Source organism: Pseudomonas sp. RtIB026 (assembly GCF_016861355.2).
Taxonomy (GTDB): Bacteria; Pseudomonadota; Gammaproteobacteria; order Pseudomonadales; family Pseudomonadaceae; genus Aquipseudomonas; species Aquipseudomonas peradeniyensis.
Map to the genome: position 1 here is coordinate 583221 of NZ_AP023348.2, position 12427 is coordinate 595647.

At 64.5% G+C, this 12427-nt stretch carries 13 protein-coding genes; 7 read left to right on the plus strand and 6 right to left on the minus strand.

Going from position 1 to position 12427, the window contains the following annotated elements:
- Positions 1–16: 16 nt before the first annotated feature.
- The 5 genes from PRtIB026_RS02620 to PRtIB026_RS02640 form a co-directional block, all read right to left on the minus strand.
- Positions 17–550, minus strand: a complete 534-nt coding sequence (locus PRtIB026_RS02620) for a DUF3299 domain-containing protein (protein ID WP_028689975.1) — start codon at positions 548–550, stop codon at positions 17–19.
- 50 nt (positions 551–600) lie between these two features.
- On the minus strand, positions 601–846 hold the full coding sequence (locus PRtIB026_RS02625) for a GlsB/YeaQ/YmgE family stress response membrane protein (protein ID WP_050707557.1): 246 nt from the start codon (positions 844–846) through the stop codon (positions 601–603).
- A gap of 96 nt (positions 847–942) precedes the next feature.
- Positions 943–2025, minus strand: a complete 1083-nt coding sequence (locus tag PRtIB026_RS02630; protein WP_267813521.1) for a 5-(carboxyamino)imidazole ribonucleotide synthase — start codon at positions 2023–2025, stop codon at positions 943–945.
- Positions 2026–2035: 10 nt separating this feature from the next.
- Positions 2036–2527: a 5-(carboxyamino)imidazole ribonucleotide mutase gene (gene purE, locus PRtIB026_RS02635; protein WP_050707559.1), complete on the minus strand. Its 492-nt coding sequence runs from the start codon at positions 2525–2527 to the stop codon at positions 2036–2038.
- A 171-nt stretch (positions 2528–2698) separates the two neighbouring features.
- On the minus strand, positions 2699–3628 hold the full coding sequence (locus tag PRtIB026_RS02640) for a LysR substrate-binding domain-containing protein (RefSeq protein ID WP_050707560.1): 930 nt from the start codon (positions 3626–3628) through the stop codon (positions 2699–2701).
- Positions 3629–3809: 181 nt separating this feature from the next.
- Here PRtIB026_RS02640 and aspA point away from each other — a divergent pair, with 181 nt between their 5' ends.
- The 4 genes from aspA to PRtIB026_RS02660 all read left to right on the plus strand — a co-directional run bounded on the left by aspA (position 3810) and on the right by PRtIB026_RS02660 (position 8904).
- Positions 3810–5234 (plus strand): aspartate ammonia-lyase, encoded by a 1425-nt coding sequence (aspA, locus tag PRtIB026_RS02645; RefSeq protein WP_110736208.1) that lies wholly within the window; start codon positions 3810–3812, stop codon positions 5232–5234.
- Between the two features lie 296 nt (positions 5235–5530).
- Positions 5531–6523 (plus strand): AraC family transcriptional regulator, encoded by a 993-nt coding sequence (locus tag PRtIB026_RS02650; protein WP_203649349.1) that lies wholly within the window; start codon positions 5531–5533, stop codon positions 6521–6523.
- Positions 6524–6757: 234 nt separating this feature from the next.
- Positions 6758–7798 (plus strand): histone deacetylase family protein, encoded by a 1041-nt coding sequence (locus PRtIB026_RS02655; protein ID WP_203649347.1) that lies wholly within the window; start codon positions 6758–6760, stop codon positions 7796–7798.
- A 2-nt stretch (positions 7799–7800) separates the two neighbouring features.
- Positions 7801–8904 carry an extracellular solute-binding protein gene (locus tag PRtIB026_RS02660; RefSeq protein ID WP_203649344.1) on the plus strand — a complete coding sequence of 368 codons (1104 nt, stop codon included), beginning with the start codon at positions 7801–7803 and terminating at the stop codon, positions 8902–8904.
- A 79-nt stretch (positions 8905–8983) separates the two neighbouring features.
- On the opposite strand, the gene PRtIB026_RS02665 is transcribed toward PRtIB026_RS02660, so the two are convergent.
- Complete coding sequence (locus PRtIB026_RS02665) at positions 8984–10522, minus strand: PLP-dependent aminotransferase family protein (RefSeq protein ID WP_203649341.1); 1539 nt, start codon at positions 10520–10522, stop codon at positions 8984–8986.
- Positions 10523–10612: 90 nt separating this feature from the next.
- Here PRtIB026_RS02665 and PRtIB026_RS02670 point away from each other — a divergent pair, with 90 nt between their 5' ends.
- Genes PRtIB026_RS02670 through PRtIB026_RS02680 form a run of 3 tightly spaced genes read left to right on the plus strand, consistent with a single transcriptional unit; the run spans position 10613 to position 12379 of the window.
- Positions 10613–11242, plus strand: a complete 630-nt coding sequence (locus PRtIB026_RS02670) for an FMN-binding negative transcriptional regulator (RefSeq protein ID WP_234562239.1) — start codon at positions 10613–10615, stop codon at positions 11240–11242.
- Positions 11243–11253: 11 nt separating this feature from the next.
- Positions 11254–11700: a GNAT family N-acetyltransferase gene (locus PRtIB026_RS02675; RefSeq protein ID WP_203649339.1), complete on the plus strand. Its 447-nt coding sequence runs from the start codon at positions 11254–11256 to the stop codon at positions 11698–11700.
- A gap of 7 nt (positions 11701–11707) precedes the next feature.
- On the plus strand, positions 11708–12379 hold the full coding sequence (locus PRtIB026_RS02680) for a GNAT family N-acetyltransferase (protein ID WP_203649337.1): 672 nt from the start codon (positions 11708–11710) through the stop codon (positions 12377–12379).
- The last annotated feature ends 48 nt before the right edge of the window (positions 12380–12427 follow it).

The following is a 12427-nucleotide window of genomic DNA, read 5'->3' on the forward strand; positions in this document are numbered from 1 at the left end:
GGCCGGCACTGGTAAATCAGAGGTCGGCATCCTCCACCACCCTAACCTGCCCCGCCTCCAATGCATACGCCGCATCCGCCAGGTCATTGCTGACCGTTTCCACCTTCAGCGTGCCGGTCACCCACAACGGCGTGTAGATGTCGTCGATCTTCAAACCTTTCGGATAACGCACCAGCACCAGCTGGTTCGGCGGCGGCGGCGGTACGTGGATGCAAGCGCCCGGGTACGGCACCAGGAAGAACAGCGTGCTGTTGCCCTTGGCATCGCTCTCCAGCGGCACCGGATACCCGCCCAGGCGGATCTGCTTGCCGTTCATCGCTGCCACGGTCTTGGTCGAGTACATCACCGCAGGCAAGCCCTTGCTCTGCTTCAGGCCACCCTTGGCGGTGAAGGTGCCCTGGGCTTCCGGGGAGTCGTGGTCGATCTCGGGCATCTGCTCGAGGGCTTTCTGGTCCGACTTGGGCATCAGCTCAAGCCAGTCGGTCTCGGGCAGTTCGGCATGGGCCAGGGCGCTGGCCAACAGCAGGGGGACGAGGAATAACGCACGCATGGGAATGCTCGACAACTCGGGATTGAATTGCCGGGCATTCTAGCCTGTGTTCAGTTCTTCTTGATGAAGCCGTAGATCACCAGAAGGATGATGGCGCCGACCAGGGCCCCGAAGAAGCCTGCGGCCTGTCCGGCCTGGTAGATGCCCAGGGCTTGCCCGCCATAGGTGGCGGCCAGGGAGCCGGCGATGCCGAGGAGGATGGTCATGATCCAGCCCATGCTGTCGTCACCCGGTTTCAGGAAACGCGCCAGCAGGCCGACGATCAGGCCGATGAAGATGGTTCCAATGATGCCCATGGCAATCCCTCTGTGATGAACATGAAACATGCCAAAGCCTAGTCAGCGCTTTGGCATGTTGCCATCTCAGAGCGGCATTGCCGGGCAGAAGTTCGATCAGCCGGCGATCAACGCCTCTACTTCGGCGATCTTGGCCTTGAGGGTGGCCATGTCGTCACAACGCAGGGTGGCATGGCCGACCTTGCGTCCGACCTTGAACGCCTTGCCGTAGTGGTGCAGGTGGCAATCGTCGATGGCCACGACCTTGTCCACCGGCGGCACTTCGCCGATGAAGTTGAGCATGGCGCTCTCGCCGACCTTGGCGGTCGAACCCAGCGGCAGGCCGGCGACGGCACGCAGGTGGTTCTCGAACTGGCTGCACTCGCTGCCTTCGATGGTCCAGTGCCCGGAGTTGTGCACGCGCGGGGCGATCTCGTTGGCTTTCAGGCCGCCGTCGACTTCGAAGAACTCGAAGGCCATGACGCCGACATAGTCCAGCTTCTGCAGCACGCGACCGACGTAGTCTTCGGCCAGGGCCTGCAGCGGGTGCGCGTCGCTGGCCACCGACAGTTTCAGGATGCCGCTGTCGTGGGTGTTGTGCACCAGCGGGTAGAAGCGGGTTTCGCCATCGCGGGCACGCACGGCCACCAGCGACACTTCGCCAGTGAACGGCACGAAACCTTCCAGCAGGCAGGGCACGCTACCCAGCTCGGCGAAGGTATCGACCACGTCCTCAGGCTTGCGCAGGACCTTCTGGCCCTTGCCGTCATACCCCAGGGTGCGGGTCTTGAGCACGGCCGGCAGGCCGATGCTGGCGACGGCCGCATCCAGGTCTTCCTGCGAGAGGATGTCGGCGAAAGCCGGGGTCGGAATCCCCAGGTCGCGGAACATGCTCTTCTCGAACAGACGATCACGGGCGATGCGCAGGGCCTCGGCACTCGGGTAGACCGGCACGAACTGCGAGAGAAAGGCGACGGTTTCCGCCGGCACGCTCTCGAACTCGAAGGTTACCAGGTCGACTTCGTCGGCCAGCTGGCGCAGGTGGTCCTGGTCGCCGTAGTCGGCGCGCAGGTGCTCGCCCAGCGGGGCGGCGCAGGCGTCCGGGGCCGGGTCGAGGAAGGCGAAGTTCATGCCCAGCGGGGTGCCCGCCAGGGCCAGCATGCGGCCCAGTTGGCCGCCACCGATTACACCGATCTTCATAGCGTCAACCTCAAGCCTGGCGCGGGTCTGGATTGTCCAGCACGGTGTCGGTCTGCTCGGTGCGGAACTGCTTGAGCGCCGCGTGGAACTGCGGGTACTTGGCGCCCAGGATGCTCGCCGACAGCAGCGCGGCGTTGATCGCGCCGGCCTTGCCGATGGCCAGGGTGGCTACCGGCACGCCGGCCGGCATCTGCACGATCGACAGCAGCGAATCGACACCCGACAGCATCGACGACTGCACCGGCACGCCCAGCACCGGCAGGTGGGTCTTGGCGGCGCACATGCCTGGCAGGTGGGCGGCGCCGCCGGCACCGGCGATGATCACCTCGATGCCGCGGCCTTCGGCCTCCTCGGCGTACTGGAACAGCAGGTCCGGGGTACGGTGGGCGGAAACCACCTTCACCTCGTAGGGGATGCCGAGTTTTTCCAGCATATCGGCGGTGTGGCTAAGGGTGGACCAATCGGACTTGGAGCCCATGATCACGCCAACCAGTGCACTCATCGTCGAGCCTCTTCGCTTGTGCGCCCGCAGGCGCGTCAAAAAACAACAAGCCACGCGGGACGACCGGCGTGGCTTGTTTGCTGATCATGACCGGATCTATCCGGTCGAGGGGCCGCGCAGTATAGCGTAACGCGAGGCGATCACGGCACCCCCGGCGACCAACTGTCGCCCTTATTTTTCGGGGGTTTGGCTGACTTTCGGGTCAACTGAGCCGCCCTCCAGCTTGCGCCACAGCAACCGCACGTTGGCCTTGCGCACCAGCGCGCAGCGATACAGGCGGATTTCCAGCGGCACATGCCACTGGCTGCCGCCACAGATCACCAGTTCGCCGCGCTCCAGCTCACCACGCATCGACAGCCTCGGCACCCAGGCGATGCCCATGCCTTCGAGGGCCATGCTCTTGAGACTGTCGGCCATCGCGGTTTCATAGACAGTGGTATAGCGCAGGTTGCGCTGGCGCAGCAGCAGATTGACCGAACGGCCGAGAAAGGCGCCGGCGCTATAGGCCAGCAGCGGCACGCTACCCTCGCCCTCCAGGTCGAACAGCGGCTTGCCGTCCGGGCCCACCGCGCACACCGGAAGCATTTCGGTGGTGCCCATGTGCAATGAGGGGAATATCTCGGCGTCCATCTGCAGGGCGGCGTCCGGGTCATAGAAAGCCAGCATCAGGTCGCAGCCACCTTCGCGCAATGCATGAACGGCATCACCGACGTTGGTGGCCACCAGGCGCGTGGCGATGTTCAAGCCATCGTTGCGCAACTGCGCCACCCAGCGCGGGAAAAAGCCCGACGCCAGGGAGTGCGCCGCCGACACCTGGATCACCTCGCCCTGCCCGCCTTCGAGGTGATGCAAATGGCGGAGAACTTCGCTCAACTGGTCGACAACGGTACGCGCAGTGACGAGAAACAGCTGACCGGCTTCGGTCAGTTCGATGGGTGTGCGGGAACGATTCACTAAGGTCAGCCCCAGCGCCGCCTCCAGGCTGCGTATGCGTCGGCTGAAGGCCGGCTGGGTGACAAAACGGCGCTCAGCCGCCTGGGAAAAACTGCGGGTGGAGGCCAAGGCACTGAAGTCTTCCAGCCATTTGCTTTCGAGGTTCATCGACTACTCCGCAACGCGTGCACCAAAATGGAACACGCTCGATTGTCAATCGGCGTCACATCAAACCGTATGCCGTTTGTGCATAGGTTAGCGTGCAACAGCATTGGCCGCAAAATCCGGGCAGCCCTAGCATTGGCGCCATTCCGGCAGGTGCCGGGTCAAAATCGAGATGATATCCATCATGTCCTCCGCTGCATCGTTCCGCGTCGAAAAAGATCTGCTTGGTACCCTTGAAGTCCCTGCCGATGCCTACTACGGCATCCAGACTCTGCGCGCTGCCAACAACTTCCACCTCTCCGGCGTTCCGCTGTCGCACTACCCGAAACTGGTAGTCGGCCTGGCGATGGTCAAGCAGGCTGCTGCTGACGCCAACCGTGAGCTGGGGCACCTGAGCGATGCCAAGCACGCTGCCATCACTGCAGCCTGCGCCCGACTGATCAAGGGTGACTTCCACGATCAGTTCGTCGTGGACATGATCCAGGGCGGTGCTGGCACCTCCACCAACATGAACGCCAACGAAGTCATCGCCAACGTCGCGCTGGAGCACATGGGCCACCAGAAAGGTGAGTACCAGTACCTGCACCCGAACAACGACGTGAACATGGCGCAGTCGACCAACGACGCCTACCCGACCGCGATCCGTCTGGGCTTGCTGCTGGGTCACGACGCCCTGCTGGCCAGCCTCGACAGCCTGATCCAGGCCTTCGCCGCCAAGGGTAAAGAGTTCGACCACGTACTGAAGATGGGCCGCACCCAGCTGCAGGACGCCGTGCCGATGACCCTGGGCCAGGAATTCCGCGCCTTCGCCACCACCATGACCGAAGACCTGCAGCGCCTGCGCTCGCTGGCTCCGGAACTGCTGACCGAAATCAACCTGGGCGGCACCGCCATCGGTACCGGCATCAACGCCGACCCGGGCTACCAGATGCTGGCCGTTCAGCGCCTGGCGATCATCAGCGGCCAGCCGCTGGTCCCGGCTGCCGACCTGATCGAAGCCACCTCCGACATGGGCGCCTTCGTGCTGTTCTCCGGCATGCTCAAGCGCACCGCAGTCAAGCTGTCGAAGATCTGCAACGATCTGCGCCTGCTGTCCAGCGGCCCACGCACCGGCATCAACGAGATCAACCTGCCGGCGCGCCAGCCAGGCAGCTCGATCATGCCAGGCAAGGTCAACCCGGTGATCCCGGAAGCCGTCAACCAGGTGGCCTTCGCCATCATGGGCAACGACCTGGCGCTGACCGTCGCCGCCGAAGGTGGCCAGCTGCAGCTGAACGTGATGGAACCGCTGATCGCTTACAAGATCTTCGACTCGATCCGCCTGCTGCAACGCGCCATGGACATGCTGCGCGAGCACTGCATCGTCGGCATCACCGCCAACGAACAGCGCTGCCGTGAACTGGTCGAGCACTCGATCGGCCTGGTCACCGCCCTGAACCCGTACATCGGCTACGAAAACGCCACCCGTATCGCCCGCGTCGCCCTGGAAACCGGCCGCGGTGTACTGGAACTGGTGCGCGAAGAGAAGCTGCTGGACGAAGAGATGCTCAACGACATCCTGCGTCCGGAAAACATGATCGCTCCCCGTCTGGTTCCGCTGAAGGCGTAACCCAGACCGCTGCAAACAGTCTCACCAGGTCGAGGGACTAGACACCTCTCAACCTTTCAAGGGCCCGAGCGCACGCTCCGGGCCCTTTTTTTATGCCTGCCCTTCGAACCGGGCGCCATCCCTGTAGGAGCGGCCTTGTGCCGCGAAAGGGCCGCAAAGCGGCCCCGCCGATCTTTGCGTCAATGCTGAAATCCCGGGGCTGCCATGCAGCCCTTTCGCGGCACAAGGCCGCTCCTACAGTCTCGGGCGGCACACAACTTGCTCCATTATCCGCTCAGCCCAATGGGACGCCGAGCATGCTGCACAGCCACCTCACCACCCTCAACGCGGTTTCGCTGATCCTCCAGGTGTTCCAGGAGGCCGGCGTCGACTCGCGGCAGCTGCTCGCCGGCAGCGGCATAGGCCCGGCGGACCTGGGCCACGCCGATGCGCGCATCACCACCCAGCAGGAGCTGCAGGTGTGCGCCAACGCCGTGGCCAGACGCGAGGACATCGGCCTGGAACTGGGCCGACGGATGCATGTTTCGTGCTACGGGATGCTGGGTTACGCCCTGCTCTCCAGTGCCACTTTGGGTGACGCCCTGCGCCTGGCGCTGAGTTACCCGGCACTGCTGGGAACAGTCTTCCAGCTGCGCCTGGTGGACGACGGCCAGCGGATCTGGCTCTGTGCCAGCGATCATTACGACGCCCCCGGCCTTGCCGCTTTCAACGCCGAGTTCTGCCTGGCGTCGCTGAAAGTGATCTGCGATGACCTGCTCGGTCGTCCGTTGCCGCTGCTGGCGGCGCGCTTCGAACACTCGCGCCCCGGCTACCACACGCTCTACGACGGTGCATTTCAGTGCCCGCTCGGCTTCGAGGCCGGCGATAACGCCTTCGCCTTCGAGCGCCGCTGGCTGGACATGCCGCTGCCGCTGGCCGACCCGATCACCCACAAGGCCATGGGCGAACGCTGCCGGCGCCTGAACCTGGAGTTCACCGGACGCCAGGCCTGGCTCGGGCGCATTCGCCAGTTGCTGGTCCAACAGCTGGATGCCGCCCCCGGGCTGGAGGGCCTGGCACGGCAGATGAACTGCTCGTCGCGCACCTTGCGCCGGCACCTGCAGGCGCAGGGCAGCAGTTATCAACAGCTGCTCGACGAGTTGCGCTTCGAACGGGCCAAGCAACTGCTGGCCGAAGACCAGATGCCGATCTATCGCATTGCCGAATCGCTGGGGTTCAGCGAGACGGCGAGTTTCAGGCATGCCTTCCAGCGTTGGAGCGGCGTGGCGCCCAGTCATTTCCGCGGGTAACTACGCCGGCCCTTTCGCGGGTAAACCCGCTCCCACAGGTACCGCGTCGGGCTCAAGATCAACGCCGCACCTGTGGGAGCGGGTTTACCCGCGAAAAGGCCGGAACAAGCAGCCTCGCACTTGGCCATATCAATCCCCTTTTGGCCGTTTGCATCGTTCTCCCTCCATTGGCCGCCCACCAGAATGGCCTCACGCCAGAATGGCCTCACGCCAGTCATAAACGGAGAACAACAAATGCTGACGGTCTATTCCGATGACCACCGCCTGCACCATGGCCGCTGCGAGCTGATCGACGGCCAGCTGATGCCCTGCTTTGAAATGCCCTCCCGCGCCGACCACGTCCTGGAGCAGGTGCAAAGGCGCAACCTCGGCCCTGTGCAAGGCCCCACCGATTTCGGCCGCGCTCCGCTGCAACGCATCCACAGCACCGACTACCTGAACTTCTTCGAAGGCGCCTGGGCCCGCTGGGCCGCACTGGGCCACGACGGCGACCTGCTGCCCTTCACCTGGCCGGCGCGCACCCTGCGCCAGGTCAAGCCCACCGGCCTGCACGGCGAACTCGGCTACTACAGCTTCGATGCCGGCGCGCCGATCACCGCCGGTACCTGGCAGGCCGCCTACAGCGCAGCGCAAGTGGCCCTGACCGCCCAGGCCGCGATCCAGCAAGGCGCCCACGCGGCCTTCGCCCTGTGCCGCCCGCCGGGACACCACGCCGCCGCCGAGGTGATGGGTGGCTACTGCTACCTGAACAACGCCGCCATCGCCGCCCAGGCCTTTCTCGACCAGGGCCGGCGCAAAGTGGCCATCCTCGATGTCGACTACCACCACGGCAACGGCACCCAGGACATCTTCTACACCCGCAACGATGTGTTCTTCGCCTCAATCCACGGCGACCCGCAGGACGAGTTCCCGTTCTTCCTGGGCTATGCCGACGAGGTCGGCGAAGGCGCGGGTGAAGGCTGCAACATCAATTACCCACTGCCCGCCGGCAGTGACTGGGCGGCCTGGAGCGCGGCACTGGAAGCCGCCTGCCAGCGCATCGCCACCTACGATGCGGATGTACTAGTGATCTCGCTCGGCGTCGACACCTTCAAGGACGACCCGATCTCCCAGTTCAAGCTCGACAGCCCGGACTACCTGGAGATGGGCAAGCGCATCGCCCTGCTGGGCAAGCCGACCTTGTTCGTGATGGAGGGCGGCTACGCTGTGGAGGAAATCGGCATCAACGCGGTCAATGTGCTGGAAGGCTTCCAGCGCGCCCAGCCAGGAGCCTGAACATGGTCCGACTCAAGCGTCTGCTCGCCCCGCTCATCACCGCCGGCCTGCTCGCCGGCGCGCTCCAGGCCCACGCCGACCAGCGCACCCTGCGGGTCTACAACTGGTTCGACTACATCACCCCGCAGACCCTCACCGACTTCCAGAAGGACAGCGGGGTGAAACTGGTCTACGACATCTTCGACACCAACGAGGCGCTGGAGGCCAAACTGCTGACCGGCAACTCCGGCTACGACGTGGTGGTGCCGTCCAATGTGTTCCTCGCCAAGCAGATCGAGGCCGGCGTGTTCCAGCCGCTCGATCGCACCAAGCTGCCCAACTGGCAACATCTGGACCCGGCGCTGATGAAGCTGATCGAGGCCAACGATCCCGGCAACAAGTTCGCCGTGCCCTACATGTACGGCACCGTGCTGATCGGCTTCAACCCGGACAAGGTCAAGGCCGTGCTCGGCGACAACGCTCCGGTGGACAGCTGGGACCTGATCTTCAAGCCGGAGAACATCGCCAAGCTCAAGCAATGCGGCGTGGCACTGCTCGACTCGCCGTCGGAGATCCTGCCGCTGGCCCTGTCGTACCTGGGCCTGGACCCCAACAGCGGCAAGCCGGCCGACTACCAGAAGGCCCAGGACCTGCTGCTGAAGATTCGCCCGCATGTCACCTACTTCCACTCCTCCAAGTACATGGCCGACATTGCCAACGGCGACATCTGCGTGGCGGTGGGCTATTCGGGCAGCTTCTCCCAGGCCGCCAACCGCGCCCACGAGGCGAAGAACGGCGTAGTGGTGGACATGCGCCTGCCCAGGGAAGGCGCACCGATCTGGTTCGACATGCTGGCAATCCCGAAGAATGCCGCCAACCCGGAGGATGCCCATGCCTTCATCAACTACCTGCTGCGGCCTGAGGTGATCGCGCCGATCAGCGATTTCGTCGGCTACCCGAACCCGAACAAGGATGCGACCGACAAGGTCAGCCCGGCGATCCGCAACAACCCGAACCTGTACCCGACGGCGGAGGCGATGGCCAAGCTGTATACCCTCAAGCCGTTGCCGCGGGATGCCGAGCGGGCACGGACGCGGGCCTGGACCAAGATCAAGTCGGGAACCTGAGTCGACTGCTTCGCGGGTAAACCCGCTCCCACAGGTGTCGCACCATGCGAGGTACGGCATATACCCTGTGGGAGCGGGTTCACCCGCGAATAGGCCGCCAAGCCTTGCGCAGGCGCATCAACGCATCCGCGATCTGCGCCTCCGGCACCGCCGCAAACCCCAGCACCAGCCCCGCCCTTTTATCCACAGGCTCCTCGCTGTCCTCCAGCCAGTAGCTGCTCAGCGGATTGACCTCCACCCCCACCGCTTCCGCCCGAGCCACCAGGTCCTGTTCCTGCGCGAAGTTATCCACATCCACCTTCACATGAAGCCCCGCCGCCACCACCGGCATGGCCCCCAGCCCCGGCACATCCTGTGGCCAGCCAGCCTGGAGCACATTGCGCCGCGCCAGCGCAGCCCGGCGCATGCGGCGGACATGCCGCTGGAAATGCCCCTGGGCCATGAACTGCGCCATCACGCACTGGGTACCAACCTCCGAATGGCGCACCGCCAGCGCCCGGCATTGACTGAACGCCTGCACCAGACGCCCAGGGAGCACCAGGTATCCCAGGCGCAGGGCCGGCAGGGCGATCTTGCCGAAGGTCCCCACGTACAGCACGCGCCCTTGGCGGTCCAGCGCGGCCAGTGGCGCCAGCGGCGCACCGCTGTAACGGTACTCGCCGTCGTAGTCGTCCTCGAGGATCCAGCCATCCTGGCGCTCGGCCCAGGCCAGCAACGACAGGCGACGAGCCAGGCTCATGGTGATACCCGTGGGGTACTGGTGGGCAGGCGTCACGTAGGCCAGCCGGCACTCGGGCATCTCGGCCAGTCTCGCGCAGTCCATGCCCTCGGCATCCACCGGCACACCCCTGAGCGTCGCCCCGGCCATCGCGAACGCATGCCCGGCAGCCCGGTACCCCGGGTTTTCCACAGCCACGCCATCGCCGGGCTGCAACAACAGCTGTGCACAAAGGCTGATGGCCTCCTGCGCGCCACTGGTGATCACAATTTGTTCAGCCGCGCAGTAAAGCCCCCGCGAGCGTCGCAGGTAGGTGGCAATCAACTCGCGCAGCTGCCACTCACCCGCCGGGTCGCCATAACCCAGCATCGCCGGGTCGGGATTTCGCCAGAAACCCGCTTGCAGCTTGGCCCACACCTCGAACGGGAACAGGTCGAACGCCGGCACACCCACGCGAAAAGCCCTGGGTGCCCCGCCCCTGGGCAGCGGCAAATGATGATTTTTCAGACGTTGCAGGGGCTCGCTGATGACAGCCTGACTGGATAAATCCTCAGTATCCGCAGTGCGAAATGTGGATAAGTCTGTTGATAAACCCAGGGATAACCCTGTTGATAATTGTGTGGATAGTTTCGGTAGCTGGCTCACATAGGTGCCATCGCCGACCCGGCTCTCGATGAAGCCTTCGGCATACAGCTGGTCGTAGGCCCGCACCACGCTGTTTCGCGACAGCGTCAGCATCGCCGCCAGGTCGCGGGTGGCCGGCAACCGCGTGCCGCTGCCCAAACGCCCATCCAGAACCCTGGCGCGCAAGGCATGGTAGAGCTGCTGGCTCAGCCCGCGGCGGCGGTCCAGGACGATACCCGTGGGGTCGAAAGGCAGAGGATGGCAACGTTCGATCATGGCATTGGACCTATGAAAACAGCCGTGAATGGCTCTTACCCAGAGCCAATAGCCTGCCTAGCATGGAGCCATTCAACAAGGACATCCAGCATGTACAACAACAAGCCCCACCAGGAACACGACCTCGACCGCCTGCACCGGCACATGCTGCAAACCCGCCTGGCGCTGCTGGTCAGCCAGGGTGAACAGGGCCTGCTGGCCACCCACCTGCCCGTACTGGTCGAGACCGGCGAAGGCGAGTTCGGCACGGTCTACGCCCACCTCGCTCGGGCCAACCGCCAGTGGCAGGACCTGGAGCAAGGGGGCGAGGCGCTGCTGGTGTTTCCCGGTGCCGATGCCTACGTCAGCCCGAGCTACTACCCGAGCAAGGCGGACAACCCCAAGGTGGTGCCGACCTGGAACTACCTGGCTGTGCACGCCTACGGCCCGGTCGAAGTTATCCACAACGCCCAGTCGTTGCTGGGCATCGTCACCCGCCTCACCGAACGCCATGAACAACACCGCAACGAACCCTGGAAAGTGTCTGACGCCCCCAGCGACTACCTCGACAGCATGCTCCGCGCCATCGTCGGCATCCGCCTGCCCATCAGCCGCCTGCAAGGTGCGCGCAAGCTGAGCCAGAACCGCTCGGCGCAGGACATTGCCGGCGTGCGCGAAGGCCTCGGCGCCAGCAATGACCACCTGGACAACCAACTCGCCGCGCACATGCGCGATCTCTGAAGGAAAAGCCCATGAGCCACGTTACCCTGCGCCCGGTCGGCGCCCACGATCACGCCGCCTGGCGCTCCCTGTGGCAGGCCTACCTGCGCTTCTACCAGACCGAACTGGCCGACGAGATCTACCTCAGCTCCTGGCAACGCCTGCTCGACCCCAACGAGCCCACCCATTCGACCCTTGCCTGGGTCGACGGCAAGGCAGTGGGCCTGGTCAACTTCATCTACCATCGCACCAACTGGAGCATCCAGAATTCCTGCTACCTGCAGGACCTCTACGTGGACAGCGAGCAACGCGGTCTGGGTATTGGCCGCCAGTTGATCGAGCATGTCTACGCGACGGCCAAGGCCGCCGACTGCACGAGGGTGCACTGGCTGACCCATGAGACCAACGCCACCGCCATCAGCCTGTACGAACAGGTCGCCGAGCGGCCAGGCTTCATTCAATTTCGCAAAGCACTGTAGGCCGAAGATGAACGACGCATTGAACTGGAAGCCCGCCGGCACACCCAAGGCCGACCCTATCGAAGGCCGTTTCATCCGCCTGGAAAAGCTCGATCCGGCCCGCCATGGCGACGACCTCTGGAAAGTACTGCAAGGTCCTGGTTCGGACCCGGTGCTGTGGGACTACCTGCCCTACGGCCCGTTTGCCGGGCGCGCCGGCTTCGACCACTGGCTGCAAGGCAACGCCGCCAGCCGCGATCCGCTGTTCTACAGCGTGATCGACCGCGCCAGCGGCCAGGCTCAAGGCATCCTGAGCTACATGTCGATCGTCCCGGAACAGGGCCGCTTCGAGATCGGCCACATCGCCTTCGGCGCCGCCATGCAACGCACGCCGAAAGGCACCGAGGCGGTGTACCTGCTGGGCAAACTGGGCTTCGAACTGGGCAATCGCCGGCTGGAATGGAAATGCAACGACGCCAATGCCCGCTCCAAGAGGGCGGCGGAGCGCTTCGGCTTCGTCTTCGAGGGCGTGTTCCGTCAGCACATGGTGGTCAAGGACCGCAACCGGGATACGGCGTGGTATTCGATTACCGACGGCGAATGGCCGGCGGTGGCGGCGGGGTTCGAGCGCTGGTTGAGTGTGGATAACCAGCAACCTGAAGGTCAGGTGCGAACCTTGGAGACATGCCGTCAAGGCTGAGTCTTGCTCAAACCTCACCGGCCTCTTCGCGGGTAAACCCGCTCCCAC